Origin of the sequence: Fictibacillus sp. B-59209 (assembly GCF_036216745.1) — a bacterium.
Lineage (GTDB): Bacteria > Bacillota > Bacilli > Bacillales > Fictibacillaceae > Fictibacillus_C > Fictibacillus_C marinisediminis.
In genome coordinates, this window is record NZ_JARMMC010000020.1 from 137,250 (window position 1) to 153,479 (window position 16,230).

The following is a 16,230-nucleotide window of genomic DNA, read 5'->3' on the forward strand; positions in this document are numbered from 1 at the left end:
TGAACAGGCTGGTGAATGTATGTTTCTTTGGATTGCGATTATTATGGGAATGGTAGAAGGATTAACAGAGTTTCTACCTGTTTCCTCCACCGGACATTTAATTATTACCGGGCATTTTCTCGGGTTTACAGGGGACAAAGCGAAAACGTTTGAAATTGTTATACAGCTCGGTTCCATCCTAGCTGTTGTAGTTCTATATTGGAAAAGACTGTGGAGCCTTCTCGGTGTAGGCAAGGTGGAGACAGAAAACGGCCAAAAAGGCCATTTGAATTTACTCCACATTTTTGCGGGCATGCTGCCGGCTGTTGTGATCGGGCTTCTCGCTCATGATGCTGTAAAAAAATATTTATTCTCTACAAGTACGGTTGTATTCAGCTTAATTGCCGGCGGTCTGCTGATGATTTATGCGGAAAAGAAGAAGAAGAAAATTACGGCAGCTACCCTTGATCAAATTACGTATAAACAAGCATTTATCATTGGGCTGTTTCAATGTCTTGCACTTTGGCCCGGCTTCTCCCGTTCGGGCGCGACCATTTCTGGCGGTGTGCTGCTCGGCTTAAGCCACAGAACAGCTGCAGATTTCACATTTATTCTTGCAGTCCCAATTATGATTGCTGCAAGCGGTCTTGATCTGTATAAAAGCTGGGATGTACTTAGCGGAGCTGATCTTCCATTCTTTGCAGCAGGATTCATCACGGCCTTTATTGTCGCGGTCGTTGCCATTCTGTTCTTTATCCGCTTGATTGCAAAAGTAAAACTTACTCCATTTGCCTATTATCGTTTTATACTTGCCGCAGTTTTAGCTGCGATCATTTGGCTTTAATTTTCAATTTCAGATAAAAGATGGCGTTTTTCGCCGTCTTTTTTTGTTGGAGGTTTTTCGCCGTTTTTGTAGAATATATTAGAAAAATGGAAAATAAAGGTGGAAATAAAATTGGATATCCTTCAGCAAACAGAACGCATGAAACGTAATATAGCGTCAGTATTAGTCGGAAAAGAAAAAATTGTCGACTTGATCATGATTGCACTTATTAATAAAGGACATATTCTTTTAGAAGACGTGCCAGGCACCGGGAAGACGGTGCTGGCTAAAAGTGTGGCCAAGTCCATCAGCGGCGGATTCAGACGGATTCAGTTTACGGCTGATGTCCTTCCCAGTGATATAACGGGGATTAAATTTTTCAACCCGAAAGAACAGGATTTCGAGCTTCGCGTCGGACCGGTCATGACGAACATACTGCTGGCTGATGAGATTAACAGAGCTACACCAAGGGCACAGTCCAGCCTGCTTGAAATAATGGAGGAGAAGCAAGTTACCATTGAAGGGGAAACAACCAAGCTTCCCTCTCCTTTTATTGTCATCGCTACCCAGAATCCGATTGAATCTCAAGGTACCTTTCCCCTTCCGGAAGCACAGCTTGACCGTTTTTTCATTCAAATACAGACCGGATACCCTTCATTTGAAGAAGAAAAGAGGATGATCTCTCTGTATCGAAAGCAGGAACCTCTCGATCTGCTTGAAGCCGTCTTCTCTCTGGAGGATTTACATAGAATGCAAGACATGGTAAAGGAAGTGGAACTATCGGACGATGTTGAGAACTATTTGCTGTCCATTGTTCATGCGACAAGAGAATCAGGATTTGCTGAAGCTGGCGTCAGCCCGCGGGGAACGCTTGCCTTTATGCGTGCATCTCAGGGCCATGCTCTGATTCATGGACGGATGTACGTCACACCGGATGACATAAAACTGATGGCCCCTTATGTTCTGTCCCACCGTCTGGTCCTCTCGCTTGAAGGAACGCTGAGAAAAACAAAGCATCAGGTCATTCAGGAGATCTTGAAATCCGTTGAAGTCCCGGTCGAGTCAGGTGCTGGGTCATGAGTGTCTGGCGGAAAGAGCTTGCCGTACCCAAGCTTCTTCAGGCTTCGTTAAGTGCCGGTGGAGTTTTAGCTGCCATCAGTTTTTATAAAAAATCACCTGCTGTATTAGCGCTTGCTTGCTTATTCGGAGCCGTATACTATCTCAGCCGCCTTTATTTCCGGTCTGCAGCTGATCAACTTTTTTTTCAAAACCCGCGAAGGAGCATCCGGCTTTTTCCGGGCGATACAGACAGCCTGCCTCTTACCCTTTCCTATGAAGGCAGCTGGCCGCAGATCCGTGGAACGATGACCTTTACCGCTTCCGATGCCATTGATGTTGATAACGCAGTACTTACGCATGAAAAGAAAAATTTAAAGCAAAAGGATTATGAGTGGCAATTTGCTGTCCCTAAAAAGTCACGGCTGGAGCAGGAGCTTATAGTTACAGGAAAAAAACGGGGGGCCGTGAAGCTGAACCGTATTGAACTCAGCATCCGGAATGTCATGGGATATGGTCTCCTCCTCCTGGCCTTTGATCCCATCTACCGAACGGAAGTGATAGTATTTCCTGCTCCTCTCCCAGTGATCGGTATCAAGCCGCTGCTGCAGTTCGGCCAGGGTTTCCATCCTTTTTCACGGTCATTGTTTGAAGATCCGGCTTCTCCTGCAGGTGTAAGAAACTATGAAAGGAGTGATCCTTATAACAGGATCCATTGGAAAGCAACAGCAGCTTCAGCTTCACTCAAGACGAAAGTTGTAGAGAAAACAACAGAATACAAATGGGCCTTTATCGTCAATGTTGGGTCATCCTCCTATGGGACCTCCCCTTTTCAGAGTGAGACAATGGAAAACCAGCTCAGTTATTTAACCTTTATGTGCCAGCATGCTTCTTCAGCCGGTATTCCGTATGAAATCTTTATGAATATCCGTGTTCCCGGTGCTGTTGGTTTTCTTAAAGTGGAAAAAGGAGAGGACCGTGCTCATCTGTTAAAAGTACTCGAAACACTTGCCCGTATCAGTGTTTCAAGTGTAACCTTGCCCCTCATTGAGCTGCTTGCAAAATCAGACCGCGAAATTTCAAGCACGGTTCCTGTGGTTATACTGGCAGGCAACCTTGATGAAGATGACAGGCAAGAGCTGTACTTTCAAAAATGGCAGAAGCACGGGAGCCCTGTCTATCGGATTATAGAACAAGAAGAAGGGGCTTATCTTTCAAAATGGTCTGCAAGGAGAGCCATCTCATGAAAAACAAAGGGATGCTTCTCACCTTTTCTCTTAATTACTCGTTTGACAGTCTGCTTCTTTATTTAATCGTAATCATCCTGCTGCCTTTCAGTCTTATCCTGTTTTTAAGGTTTTTTGCTCTTTATATTCTTGGCTGCTTGCCATTTGTTTTACTTTTTACCTTTTCGAAAAAGATGAGCGTGGGTAAAATCATCCTTCTCAGCCCTATTGCTTTTGGAATTGCTTATCTTTTTGGGTTTGGCGCCGCCTTTTCTTTCCTTCTCGCAGGGATCATAGCCTGGCGAGCATGGGCTAACTGGTCTGAGCCCATTAAGCAAGACATGGAAGTGATCTGGATTGTCTCTTTTGTACTGGCATTCTTTCAGTATATTTTCTTTCCGAACATTCCTGAGGCTTTGCTCCTCATTCCGACAGTACAGCTTGCCTATCTTATCCTGCTTAAAAGCTATCATCGAAATTTGAATGATGGGAAACCTTGTTTTCAGAACACAAAGCAAGGAATATTATCGTTATCGGTGCTGCTATCTTCAGCAGTTGCTGCATACCTTGCTTTCCCTTTCTTTTCCTTCTTGTTCAAAAATTTGATGGGTCTACTACTCTATGCTGTATTTAAGATTTTAAGCAAACCTCTATTCTTTCTTTACAGCCTTCTTCCCATTTCTGATGGCGGCAAAAGGAGAGCTGAAGCCTTTGCTGGATCATTTAAAGGAAGCAAAAAAGTGAAAGGACTGCCTCACGTATCACCTTTTCACAACCAATGGATATTTTGGATCATCTGTGCAGTCATCCTGCTCGCCCTCTTAATCTATTTCAGAAGAAGGATTCTATCAACATTGGGTCAGACGATATCCTCACAAAGTATTCAGCCCATTCTGCCCGGCGAAAAGCCTGCTCTTAAAAGGCGCCGTTTTTGGAAAACACCGGCCGATGAGGCGAGAAAAGTTTATATCCAATTTGAAAAACGCATGACAAAACTAGGGGGCGGCCGTGCCTATGACGAATCCGTTACTGAATGGCTGCATCGTCTCGATCTGCCGAAAACAGCGATTGAGATCGTATCAACGTCTTATAATAAGGTCCGGTATGGAGGCCTTTCACTTGATTCGGACGAGCTGGATTTCTTTAAAAAAGAAACACGAAGCCTTACAGGAGAGTTCAAGAACCGGAATAGAAAAGAAAGGACCTGATGTTTCCCCCTCGAATAGAATAAAAAAAACCTCACATTCAGAAGCGGTTCTGAGTGTGAGGTTTTTACTAATGAATAGCTGGCCGTGTTCAGCCACCTGAATCCATCATAATATATGAAGCAGGCATACCATCCTGCAGCAGCTGTTTCATCCTTTTCATAGAGGGATCAATGTGCTTGAAATAGTTGAGATAAGATGCACATAGATAATTTAATCCTGGCTCATGAAACCAAAAATCTATTTATACTAAGCCCTCTTTAATATTTCCTAACCCATATTCAGGATAGACAAAATGATCACAGGCAAACAACTCACCTGTGTGTTCCATTGCTGCTGCCTGACCGCACTTTTCTGAAAAAATACAAATGGATGAAGGGATTCCAATCCACGAAGCCAGTGCCCATTCAAAGTTCATGACATATACCGAGCCTACATCATGCTCCACCCACTTATTGAATATTTGAATGAGAAACTCCCCATACATTTCGTTATACCACTGCCAGGCAGTATTCTCTGTTAAATAAAAAAAAGCTAGGCTCAACGCCTAACTCCATCCATGCTATGTTTGAGTTAATATGTCTTTTTTGAGCAAACTGTACATCACTAAATCTTGAAATTCACCATCAACACATTGATAGTCTCTGAGGCACCCTTCTTCGTGAAAACCAAATTTTGATACAAGTATTGCAGAGCCATGGTTGTCGGGATGAATAAGTGCTCCAATCCGGTTTAGTTTCATGTGTTGAAAGGCGAAAGGAAGTATGGAGCCGAGTACTTCTTTCATAACACCTTTGCGCCATTTGCTTTTTCGTATTTCATATCCTATTTCTGTCCTGAACTTCTTTTTTGCCCAGTTGTGGTATCCGCATGTTCCGATCAGCCGGTTTCCTTCCCTTTCCGCTATTCCCCAGCGGATCGTCATCTGATCCCTATAACCTTTTTGAAAGTCACAGATTAAGGATTTGGTTTGCTCTATAGAAGTAAACGGAGCAGCACCCCAAAATTTTACAACCTCAGGATCAGAATATACTTCATGCAGGTCGGCTGCATCCTCTTCTTCAATGTTTCGAAGAATAAAACGCTTTGTTTCTAATTGCGGAAACTCAGAGTAGATCTCTTCCATTCTTTTTAAGTCCCCTTTATGGCAAACAGCTGATTGGAGCAGTATTCAATAATGTCACTCCTGCGGACAATGCCGATAAATACTCCCTGATCATCCACCACAGGAACAAAGTTTTGGGTGGCAATTAAAGACAAGAGATCTTCCATCTCAGCATTAATATAGACGGACTTGATGACCCGGTCTTTTTGGATGCCGGAGATGGAAAAACGATGGCTCGTTTCAAACGTCAGCCCTGGCGTATTTTTAATCGTCCAAAGCAAATCGCCTTCTGTCAGTGTTTCAGAATACCTTCCTTTTTCATCCAGCACAGGAACAGCCGTATATCGATGATGTTCCAGTTTTTCAAGTGCCTGCCTGATCGTTGAGGTAGACTTTAAAAAAGCCACTTCTTCTTTAGGCAAAAGAAAAAAAGCAATGTTCACAGTACCTTCCTCCTCATTCTATTCGCATTCTTATCTTTCTTTTATCAAGGGTTCAACCGCTAGGCTTTCCCAAAGATAATACGTAATGTAAGTGTTCCATGGCGCCCAGTCTTCAGCCAGCTTTCTTACATCCTCTTCAGTCGGCTGATAGTCAAGATCCCATGCTTTACGCACACCATTTCTTAAACCGATATCAGCTGCCGGAAGAACATTGGTACGTCCCATTGCAAAAATAAGGAGACATTCAATCGTCCAGCGGCCAATTCCCCTGATGGGCAGCAGCGTATTCATTACTTCTTCATCTGTCATGGACCAAAGGGAATCAGTATCTAATGCTCCAGAAGTGATCAACCTTGAAAAATCTATAATATACTCCGCTTTCCTCTGACTGAACTGGAGCTCCCTCAGCTGTTCAACATTCAGTGAAGCCACTTTTTCCGGAGTTGGAAAAACGGAGAACATTTCTCCTTCATGTTCAATGTGTTCACCGGCAAGAACAATCAAACGGTCGATCAAGACACCGGCAAACGTTAGATTCACCTGCTGGCCAATTATAATCTTAACCATGGATTCAAAAAGGTCGGGATCGGTAACAAGACGCACACCGAAAAAGTCAGAGATGAGCGGCGTAATCTGTCTATGGTCCGAAAATTGGCTATAGAATTGTTTAATATCAATCTCCGTGGAAAACATGCGTTTTACCATAACAGCCAGCTCATCCTGCTCCCTTGTGGAAAGCCCATCGGGGTGCTCCAGCATAAGCTCAGGATTGTCAATGCTGCCCGCTGCTTTTACCTGAATAAGTATCGGTTTATTTCTAAGGTGAATCATTCTTTTATAGGTTTGATTGTCCATGTCCACATGCACGATATTATTTTTTCCTGCACTGCTCACCCGCCGAAGCATCTTAGAGAAATCAAAGGGTGAGGCAGGCCTAATTACTTTTAACATATTTTCTCCTTTTTACTTCATAGTTTGTAAAAAAACACATAACGATGTATGCGCTCTCATCATCTTTATTATCCTCTCTCATCCTCAAACTTTCCAGTCTAAATTTATGGGCCTTGCCTGAAAAATAAAAAAAGCCGGCATGGGCTGCCAGCTTTATGCATCGCGCGATTTTTCCTTTTTTCCTTGCAGGTGCGGATTTTCCTCCAGGCTGTCAACCGTATGTTTATAGGAATATCCCTTTGATATCGCAACAACAAAAATAACAAGGATGAACAAAATGATGATGACAGACATAACAATTGAAATAAGAAGAGTCGACACGTGTACAGCTCCTTTATTTATTATTCCTTATTTTAACATAGGCAAGCAACCTGCTACACTCTGCCTTTATACAGATTGTAATCATCTATACTGTTAAAACAACCCAGTCTGTCACCGATGACCAATCCAAAATCAATATATGCATTGTTTTTGGCGGTTATTATATTTTTATCTTCAACGACCGGCCGGTTGACAGCTCTTCCTGTCAGCCAGTCCTTGGCTCTTCTATGCTCCTCTTCAAGAACAGAGGCCGTAAAATTTTTGTTGATCAATACTCCTGCTTTTCCAGCCAGAAGCACACCCGTGCCTATGGCAGCTATGCGTACACCATCTCTATCAAAGGCTTTGATCAGTCTGATCAGCCGGGGATCAGATTGGCTGCCGGCTTGCGTGCCTCCTGGGATCAGCAGCAAATCATATTCAAGAGGATTAATATTCTTCAGTTTAATAGACGGCTGCATCGTAAGGCCGCATTCACTTGTAACTGCCCCATGCGGCAATGAGAAGGTCAAGACTTCATAAAAGCGGCTGACAATAGACAGCGCCACCATAATCTCTACTTCTCGAAACTGGGGATAGAGATAGACAAGTACTCTCTTTTTTTTCACGCCCTCACCCATTCTTCCTGGTACTATTTGCATACCTATCTTTGTCGAACATTGTTTGTTTTCAATTGTATCAGTACAAAAGGAGGATGTGTATTGGGAAAATCAGTGGTTAACCTATGAAAATATCCAAGTGTTTATCTATACATTTTCCCAATTCGTTCCTTCGATGAATAATATTGGATCACAAAAAAGCAAAGCCTAATTGGGCTTCGCTCAGAGTTACAAGATTAGTTTTTCATACCGGCAGATGCAATTCCCTGTACGTAGTATTTTTGAAAGAACACGAAGATGATCAGCAGCGGAATGGTCGCCATTGTAAGAGCAGCCATGACATGGCCATACTTCACAGGAGGCTGATGGAAAAAGAACTGCATGCCGACTTGAAGCGGCCTTACACTCTCATCAGTTGTCGCAATGAGCGGCCACATGAAGTCTCCCCAATGTGTAATAAATGTAAGGAGAGCCACTGTAATAAAAACAGGCTTTGATAGCGGAATGACGATCTGGAAAAAGATTCGAAGCGTAGAAGCACCATCCATTCGTGCAGACTCTTCCAATTCTTTCGGCAAGTTTAAAAAGAACTGCCTAAACATGAAAATATTAAACGCATTTGCAATAAAGGGAACGATCAGCGCCTGGTAAGTATTCAGCCAATCTAACTCATCGATGATTAAATACAAGGGAAGGAGGATACTCTCAAACGGGATTATAATTAACGCGACCACGGCTGCAAACAAAAAGTCCCTTCCTTTAAACTCCATTCTCGCAAACGCATAAGCAGCCAGAGAGTTTACAAACAAACCTAGAAGAACAATAACCGAAACGTACAATGTGCTCGTCAGCAAATATCTGATGAATGGAATCCGTTCAAAGACCCCGGTATAGTTGTCCAATGAAAAAGTATAAGGAACAAAGGCTTTAAATGATTTCAGATCCGCGAAAATCTGCGCTTCCGATTTAAAGGAAGAGACAATCATCCAGATGAGCGGAAATAAAAAAAGAAGTGCCAGCAAAGTAAGGGCGACATACAATCCTATTAATTTAAATAAACGGTTCTTTTTCATAACTCTCCTCCTATTCTGTAGATTCTTTAATAAACTTTCGCTGCAGAATGGAAATGACTAGCACGATCACAAAGAAAAGAATTGCGATGGCTGATGAATAGCCAACATCCCTAAACTTAAAGCCTGTTTCATATACCATATAAACGAGCGTTTTCGTAGAATCCAAAGGGCCTCCCTGCGTCATGACAAAAGGCTGGATAAAGAGTTTGGTAGCAGCAATCATCGTTACAATCGCAATAAATACCAGGATGTTCCGAATGCCGGGAATGGTGATGTTGATGAGCTTTTGCCAAGCGTTCGCCCCATCAATGGATGCTGCTTCATAGAGATGGTCCGGAATTTCCTGAAGGCCTGCAAGAAAGATCATCATCTGATATCCGGCCCCCTGCCAAATACTCATAAAAATAATGGAATACATCGCCTGGTCTTTGTCTGTAAGAAACTGAAACGGGCCGAGTCCCACGATATTTAAGATGGAATTCGCCAATCCGTTGTCCGGATTATATATGAATGTCCAGAGGATGGAGACAATAACCATTGAAGTGACAACAGGAGCAAAAAAAGCCATCCTGAAAAATTTGATGCCTCTTACCTTTTGGTTCACTAGAAGGGCCAGTGCCAAAGCGACAAGGGTTTGTACGGGGACAACGATTACGACAAAAAGAGCGGTATTTCCCAAGGATTTTAAAAAGATATCGTCCTCCGCCAGCCGCTTGTAGTTTTCCATTCCTACAAATTTCATCTTTTCAGGGGTCAGCAAATAATAGTTTGTAAAGCTATAGTACAGTGCCAAAATGGCCGGCAGTATGAGAAAGACAAACAGCAGAATCATCGCCGGGCCAACGAACCCATAGCTGGCAAACAAATTCTTTCTTTTCCTTTGCTTCGGGCTTACCGTAGGTAATGGGCGATCGACGTTTGTTTTTTGTGTAGCGGGTTCCATCCTGTTTCTCCTTTCTGCAAAAAAGTACAGGAAAAGGAGTGAATCCATCACTCCTTTTCCGTCTTATTTTTTGAATCGTTCCAGTTCTCTGTCAGTATCCTTCGCTGCTTTATCAAGTTCTTTTTTTACATCCTGCCCCAAGGCAGCCGCTTGAAAAGCTTCAGCAAATTTAGCGGTTAGGACCGGATAGGCAGGTGTTGCCGGACGGGCTTTTGCTGTGTTCAGCACCTGGTCTTTAATGATCTTTTTAGGGAGCTTATCGTATTCAGGCAGCTCTTTAAACGCGGATTCGCGTGCCGGCGGCATTCCGGTTATCTTGGAAATTTCTACAACAGAATCCTTATTGCTCATCCACTTTACAACCTCAGCTGCTTCCTTCGGCTGTTTGGACTGGCTGGACACACCAAATGCCCAAGATCCGGAAGGTGAGGTTTTCTTTTTGCTGTAAGGGAAATAGGTCATTCCCCAATCCAGATTTTTATACTCCTCAAAGCCAGGAATCAGCCACACACCTCCAAGCATCATGGCCGCCTTTCCTTCTTCAAAATCCGTCGGCCCGTTGGAAACGCTCACAACTTTTGACTTAAACAAATCTTTGACATAGTTCATTGCCTCTACCGATTTCGGGCCATTGACATAGCCGTCAGCTTTAGTGCGGTCTTCATTGAGCAAGAGGCCGCCGTTGGACCACACAAATACGGAACCCATGTAAGTGAGCCATTCCCCGACGCCATTATCCATATGCATCGTGAGCCCGCGGACGTTGTTTTTAGTCAGTTTTTTCGAGGCGTCCATGAACTGGTCCCATGTCCATGCCTTGTCTAATGATTCCGGAGCGTTAATTCCGGCTTCTTTCAGCAACTTTTTGTTATAGAAGACCACAATGGATGATTCCATTGCTCCAAGTGCGTATAGTTTGCCGTCATATGTACCTTGCTGGATGATGGATTTGGCAAAATCCTGCTTGTCCTTTTTCGCTACGTAATCATCAATGGGAGCCAGGATCCCTGTTGCTGCATAGTTCCCGACAAAAGGCCCGTCCATATCAAGAACATCCGGCAGCCCGTTCGAGGTTGCAGCAGCATTGATTTTATCTTCATAGGCGTGGCCTGCACCGCTTGGAATGATATCGAGCTTAACATGAATTTTTCCTTTATGAGCTTTATTGAATTCCTCAATACGTTTTTTATAAAAGTCGACTTCTTTCGGCTGTCCCTGATGCGCCCACATTTTCAGCTGCACTTCTCCATTTTTCTCTGTTCCTGACGCTCCTTGGTTGTCATTGGAACAGGCTGACATGGATAAAGCCAATACAAGACAAAAAAGCAGCAACAATCCCTTTTTCATCGGTTTTGCCTCCTCATTTTATAATCGTATTGGTGATTTGAACGGATTTTGCACTTCATCCTCTGCCGGAAGCGAGCGGATGATTTTATCATTTTCCATGACCGTCATACCGTTCGAATCCTTCAATTGACCTGTTACTTTAACTGTTGTTCCGGATGAAACCGGAAGGGTTAAAGATTCAAATGATTGGACTGAATCTTTCACTATCTTTGGAACAGGCAAACATTGCTGATCGACCAGGGTGCCGTCTTCAAGGAATACCTTGTAGGCTATTTCGCAGTTTTCAAATGTAACGTTGTAATCGTTCACGATCCAAGGAGTTACGGTAGCAGTCTTTCCAAGCTCCCCATCCGTAACTTCGCCGTTAAAGGACAGATGCAGCGGTTCAAAAGCTTTAGCCATGGCAAAATAAGCTTTTTTAGGCTGGCGATAATAGTCGATGATGGACCAATCGATGGACGGTCCTGTATTAACAAAGTGAAACTGAAGAAGCCCGCCTACATGATTGTATTTCTTCCGCCTTAACGCCTCTGTATGCTCCTTGTAAAACTGAACCTGATATTCTTGTGTAATGTCGATAAGTTCTTGAAGGGACTGAGTCATGACCGACCCCAACATCGTCTGATAAATATTGGTCTGAAAGCCCCATGTACGGTAGATCTCCCAGTTAACAGGCCAGAGAGACTCCTGGTTCATAAATTTCTTCAAGGAATCTTCATTTGGAATAGACTGGGTTCCATACTCTGTTACAAACATCGGGTTATAAAACTCAGCATCCTCAATTTTGCCCCAATACCAACCGACCCAGTGCACACTTAAATGCGTACCGATATAGTCTGTAAAGTCATCCAGCGTCTCAAAAAAATGAGGAAGTTCCTCATCGGATACGAGCACCGAATTTTTAATAACGGGCCGCAGACTATCGAGTTCCTTTACGACACGCAAGAGCATATTGTCCAGCTTGTTGTAGTCATGAAAGCGGGATTCGCTGTGGCAGGACCACAAAATGATCGAAGGATGGTTATAAAGCATTCTAACGAAACGACGTGAAACATCCTCGGCTCTTTTTATAAAAAGACCCGTAGATTCATAGCCCCATTGAAACGGCAAATCCTGAAAAACCATGATACCCTTTTCGTTGCACAGCTGATAAAACTCTTCCTGTTCGGCATGGGCAAAAAGCCTGGTGGTATTCATGTTGGCATCCAGCATCATTTGGACATCAAGCTGGTAGGATTCCTTTGTCATAAGAGAGAGGAACTGGTCGGACAAATAGTTGTTTCCTTTAATAAACACCCTTGTTCCATTGAGGTAAAAGATCCATTTTTCATCCATTTTAATTTCGCGGATTCCAAATATTTGAATCTTCTTGTCTACCAATACCCCATTTACCCACACTTCAATCACAGCTTTATACAGGTGAGGAAATCCAAGCTCCCATGTCCACCATAATTTGGGGTTGGACAGCTGGTCAGTCATTGAATAGCTGCTCGTACCTGGTCTTTGAAAATAGCTCTGAGACTTCCATCTGTATATTTTCCCTCTGAAATTATGGGGCAGGAATGAAACTTCCACGTCAATTTTGGCTTCCTTGCTGTTATTGTTCTGTATTTCAACATCAAGGTAGATGGTGGCTTTCTTATACTCATCTTTTAGATAAGGAGTCACCTGAATATGCTCAATATGTACCTTGCAGCGTTCTTCAAGATAAACCCCTTTCCATATTCCACCCGGGTTGACAAGAGGATTTGGGTAATGGGCATTCACAGAAGAAGGAACTTCTGGACAATCTGTCAGCCCTTCTTGTTTCACTGGAAGGCAGTCCCAATGGTAAAGGCCTCCCTTGGCAATTTTTTTACGTTCGGGCTTTGTATCCAATTCAGAAGTCACTTTGATTACCAGCGTGTTCTCTCCGCAATATTCCAGAAAATCAGAGACATTGAATTCAAACGCATCAAAGTCTCCTTCATGAGCTCCAAGATACACTCCGTTGAGCCAAACCTCTGAATAATAATCAACAGCATCAAAACAAATGTAGAACATCTTATTTTTCTTTAGTGACGGAGCACGAAAGACAGTTTTATACCACATGACTCCCTGGAAATCCTCATATCCCGCTTTCTGCCAGTGTGCAGGAACATGGATATCCTCCCAAGTTAGTTCTTCTGAATGGTATACAGGCTTGTTTCTAATATTTCCTTCCAGACGGTTATCCTCATCAGGAACACATTTCCATATACCATTTAAACTGAATTTTTCTCTGCATTCTCTGCTCATGGGTATCACCTGACTTTGCTTTATATAGTTTATAGTTATTATCGCCTTTATGGGACAGAGACATCATTTTTGTTTTCACTATTCTGAACTTTTCCCGGCGATGAATTAACATAAACACCTTTTTATGGATGCTAACATCCTTCAAAATAAAAAAAGGATGCACATCCTCACACAAACTAAATCCTTAGGGAAGATGTGCTAAGTTAGAGAGACATCACTTATTTCATACCTTTTCCTTTTGTCAGATGGCAGGGGACACCGTGCCCGACCGCGCCCGGTTTAGACATTTTATCTATATAGGCCAATCCCCTCACACATTGAGTTTTGCAGGACAGGCAGGTGGAACTGGTAACCATTTTTAGAGTATGTGCATATTTATTGACCGCCTGATCATACTTAGAGATCTTTTTAGCCTTTTTTTTTGCCATAATTCATCCTCCTCGCCTAACATTCCTCATATGATATGAAGAGGTGAAGAGGTATGCCACAAGACAAAGTAAGAAAAGCGCAAGCGTCCTCGAGGACTTATGCTGAAAACAAGAACCAAGTTTTCAGCCCTGGGCGCTGGAGCTAGACATTACATCTATGCAAGCTGAATATTATACTTTTTTACATCACAAAAAAACCGCTTATAAAACTAAGCGGCTTTTATCATTTTTCAATTCGTAACGTAAAGTATTCTGTTCGGCCAGCGTCAAAATATAATCACTGTCCCTTCTATCATAAGAATCCAAAAAGTCCCGCAGCGGCATGTGATATTTGTCCCACACAATATCCATCAGCCAGTTGTGGTTCACCTCAAAGTATTCCCCGTCAAAACGGTTGATTTTGACAGTTTCACCAAAATACATGCCTAACACTCCTTTCAACAGGAAGGTAAACTGCATTAAGGCCAATTCATGATATGATAGATTATACTATAATATTCAGAAAAGTTAAACGATATGACGAAAAAAATAAAAAAAGCCTTCAAACTGAAAAAAAACAGGCAGAATGAGTCTGCCTGTTTCGTACTTATATCTTTTTAGCGCCAAGGAATTTCGGTGCCCAGTAAGGATTTTGCATTGAAGCAATGCTTACTCCTTTTGAAGATGAACTGTGAATAAACTTATGGTCTCCGATGTATATTCCAGCATGGGAAGCACCATGTTTATACGTTTGGAAAAATACAACATCTCCAGCTTTTGGAGTACTGACAGATGTACCTTTTAAATAGATTCCGGAAACTGTTCTAGGCAAGTCAATTCCAGCCGATTTATCAAAAACATAGTTGATATAGCCGCTGCAATCGAACCCTTTAGGTGTTGTTCCGCCCCAGCGGTAAGGAACACCCATGTATCTTTTTGCCGTACTGATCAAACCTGATGAACTGTATGAAGTGCTTTTAACAGCTGTTTTAACCCCTAGTGCTTTGAACGTGCTTTTTCCAGCCACGCCATCCGCTTTAAGTTTTTTTGCTTTTTGAAACTTTTTTACAGCTGATTTCGTATATGTACCATAGTAAGTAGTCGTCTTTTTGTATGTAAAATATCCTTTTTTCTTAAGGACAGTTTGTAATTGCTGCACATCTTTACTGGTCATACCTTGTTTTAAAGTGTGATCGCCAAGCGCTGCTTTCCCTACGATCGGGTTGAAAGCCATCATTCCTAATAGTGCCGCTGCCGCTACCAATTTTTTCAAAGCATGTATCCCCCTAAAATCTGTATTACCAATGTTGGTATTTGTTTCCTTGCTAACTTAATTAGATTCTACCAACAAAATATGACACGAACATTTTAGGAAGATTACAGATATATTACAAATTAATAGAATTCCCGATTTTTTATGACATTAAACCTAATAAATTCCATATTTTCTGTCAAATTAAGCTAAATTCAGTAAAATAAATTGTAACAATCTGACTACCCAATCTTCGATAACAGGACTTAATACCCAGTGTCAAAAGACCTTTATGTGCGGATTTGTCCTTTGAATGATGTTCTTTCCCTCAATTTTTAGGGAAGTATAATGCAAAGAAGACAAATCGTTAAATAATTTGTCACTAAAAAAAGGATGCCTCTAGCCCTTCATTACGTTATGATAAGCTAGTGTATGACTATTTTTTGGTATAAATATTACATAGCCATTAACAAGAACCATCCCAACTCTAGCAAACGATATGGTATAATATGGTAGTTGTTAAATATGATTGTTATGAATTGAAGGAGCAGTGACTATTGAGTAAATTAAAATCCCATATTCTTCCTTTGTTATTGATGCTCTCTATTCCTCTTCTGCATACTTTTTATGAATTACTGAATAACGGAGATCGGGGAGCAAGGAGTCTTATTACATCATTTGACCAGCATATTCCTTTTATTGAAGCCTTTATTATTCCGTATGTTTTTTGGTACCTTTTCATTTTTGGCATGTTGTTTTACTTTTTTATCTATGACAGATCCTTATATTTCAAGACGCTGTTGAGCTTAACGATCGGGATGGCCATCTGTTATGTCATTTACTATTTCTTTCAGACAACGGTTCCAAGACCTGCCATAGAGGGCAGCGGTGTTCTCACAAATGTTATTCGTTATATTTACTCAGCTGATGAACCCTTTAATTGCTTTCCAAGTATTCATGTCCTGAGCAGTTATTTAATGGTCATTGCAATAAGATACTGCAAAACAAAAACACCAGTACGAATTTTCGCTGTCAACATTGCAGGATACTTGATTATTCTTTCCACACTTTTCATTAAACAGCACGTAGTTCTAGATGCTTTTGCCGGAATCCTTCTCGGTAATATCCTGTTTAATACAATTTATTATTTTAAACCTATGTTGTCCTACGCCACGAATAAACGTTATTCAAAGAACAAAAAAGCAGCCGAACCCCGATAGTTG

18 protein-coding genes are annotated in these 16,230 nt (G+C 42.0%); 5 read left to right on the top strand and 13 right to left on the bottom strand.

Going from position 1 to position 16,230, the window contains the following annotated elements:
* The first annotated feature begins 19 nt into the window (after positions 1–19).
* From bacA to P4361_RS17135, 4 genes are all read left to right on the top strand, one after another.
* The gene (bacA, locus tag P4361_RS17120; protein WP_328090209.1) at positions 20–823 is read left to right on the top strand and encodes an undecaprenyl-diphosphate phosphatase; all 804 of its coding nucleotides are present in this window, start codon (positions 20–22) and stop codon (positions 821–823) included.
* A gap of 138 nt (positions 824–961) precedes the next feature.
* Entirely contained in the window at positions 962–1,882 is a 921-nt protein-coding gene (locus P4361_RS17125; protein ID WP_053358348.1) for an AAA family ATPase, read from the top strand.
* Complete coding sequence (locus P4361_RS17130; RefSeq protein ID WP_328090210.1) at positions 1,879–3,105, top strand: DUF58 domain-containing protein; 1,227 nt, start codon at positions 1,879–1,881, stop codon at positions 3,103–3,105. Before P4361_RS17125 ends, P4361_RS17130 begins: the two co-directional genes overlap by 4 nt.
* Entirely contained in the window at positions 3,102–4,292 is a 1,191-nt protein-coding gene (locus tag P4361_RS17135; protein WP_328090211.1) for a DUF4129 domain-containing protein, read from the top strand. The genes P4361_RS17130 and P4361_RS17135 overlap by 4 nt, the downstream gene beginning before the upstream one ends.
* A gap of 241 nt (positions 4,293–4,533) precedes the next feature.
* Here P4361_RS17135 and P4361_RS17140 read toward each other — a convergent pair whose 3' ends face one another.
* The 13 genes from P4361_RS17140 to P4361_RS17200 all read right to left on the bottom strand — a co-directional run bounded on the left by P4361_RS17140 (position 4,534) and on the right by P4361_RS17200 (position 15,028).
* On the bottom strand, positions 4,534–4,833 hold the full coding sequence (locus P4361_RS17140; RefSeq protein ID WP_328090212.1) for a hypothetical protein: 300 nt from the start codon (positions 4,831–4,833) through the stop codon (positions 4,534–4,536).
* Between the two features lie 18 nt (positions 4,834–4,851).
* Complete coding sequence (locus tag P4361_RS17145; RefSeq protein ID WP_328090213.1) at positions 4,852–5,415, bottom strand: GNAT family protein; 564 nt, start codon at positions 5,413–5,415, stop codon at positions 4,852–4,854.
* A 5-nt stretch (positions 5,416–5,420) separates the two neighbouring features.
* Entirely contained in the window at positions 5,421–5,837 is a 417-nt protein-coding gene (locus tag P4361_RS17150; RefSeq protein WP_053355450.1) for a CBS domain-containing protein, read from the bottom strand.
* Between the two features lie 30 nt (positions 5,838–5,867).
* Positions 5,868–6,788 (bottom strand): DNA-3-methyladenine glycosylase family protein, encoded by a 921-nt coding sequence (locus P4361_RS17155; protein WP_062236409.1) that lies wholly within the window; start codon positions 6,786–6,788, stop codon positions 5,868–5,870.
* 153 nt (positions 6,789–6,941) lie between these two features.
* Positions 6,942–7,109: a YtzI protein gene (gene ytzI / locus P4361_RS17160; RefSeq protein ID WP_256226579.1), complete on the bottom strand. Its 168-nt coding sequence runs from the start codon at positions 7,107–7,109 to the stop codon at positions 6,942–6,944.
* A gap of 53 nt (positions 7,110–7,162) precedes the next feature.
* Entirely contained in the window at positions 7,163–7,717 is a 555-nt protein-coding gene (locus tag P4361_RS17165; RefSeq protein ID WP_197275474.1) for a DJ-1/PfpI family protein, read from the bottom strand.
* A gap of 227 nt (positions 7,718–7,944) precedes the next feature.
* The gene (locus P4361_RS17170) at positions 7,945–8,781 is read right to left on the bottom strand and encodes a carbohydrate ABC transporter permease (RefSeq protein WP_062236422.1); all 837 of its coding nucleotides are present in this window, start codon (positions 8,779–8,781) and stop codon (positions 7,945–7,947) included.
* A gap of 10 nt (positions 8,782–8,791) precedes the next feature.
* On the bottom strand, positions 8,792–9,724 hold the full coding sequence (locus P4361_RS17175; protein WP_082683487.1) for a carbohydrate ABC transporter permease: 933 nt from the start codon (positions 9,722–9,724) through the stop codon (positions 8,792–8,794).
* A 63-nt stretch (positions 9,725–9,787) separates the two neighbouring features.
* Entirely contained in the window at positions 9,788–11,071 is a 1,284-nt protein-coding gene (locus P4361_RS17180; protein ID WP_062236423.1) for an ABC transporter substrate-binding protein, read from the bottom strand.
* A gap of 18 nt (positions 11,072–11,089) precedes the next feature.
* Positions 11,090–13,348: a glycoside hydrolase family 2 protein gene (locus P4361_RS17185; RefSeq protein ID WP_328090215.1), complete on the bottom strand. Its 2,259-nt coding sequence runs from the start codon at positions 13,346–13,348 to the stop codon at positions 11,090–11,092.
* Positions 13,349–13,566: 218 nt separating this feature from the next.
* A complete protein-coding gene (locus P4361_RS17190) occupies positions 13,567–13,776 on the bottom strand; it encodes a hypothetical protein (RefSeq protein WP_231689154.1) in 210 nt (69 codons plus the stop codon).
* Positions 13,777–13,977: 201 nt separating this feature from the next.
* On the bottom strand, positions 13,978–14,199 hold the full coding sequence (locus P4361_RS17195) for a hypothetical protein (protein WP_328090216.1): 222 nt from the start codon (positions 14,197–14,199) through the stop codon (positions 13,978–13,980).
* A gap of 163 nt (positions 14,200–14,362) precedes the next feature.
* The gene (locus P4361_RS17200) at positions 14,363–15,028 is read right to left on the bottom strand and encodes a C40 family peptidase (RefSeq protein ID WP_053355457.1); all 666 of its coding nucleotides are present in this window, start codon (positions 15,026–15,028) and stop codon (positions 14,363–14,365) included.
* A 536-nt stretch (positions 15,029–15,564) separates the two neighbouring features.
* Here P4361_RS17200 and P4361_RS17205 point away from each other — a divergent pair.
* The gene (locus P4361_RS17205) at positions 15,565–16,227 is read left to right on the top strand and encodes a phosphatase PAP2 family protein (RefSeq protein ID WP_248251713.1); all 663 of its coding nucleotides are present in this window, start codon (positions 15,565–15,567) and stop codon (positions 16,225–16,227) included.
* Positions 16,228–16,230 lie beyond the last annotated feature (3 nt).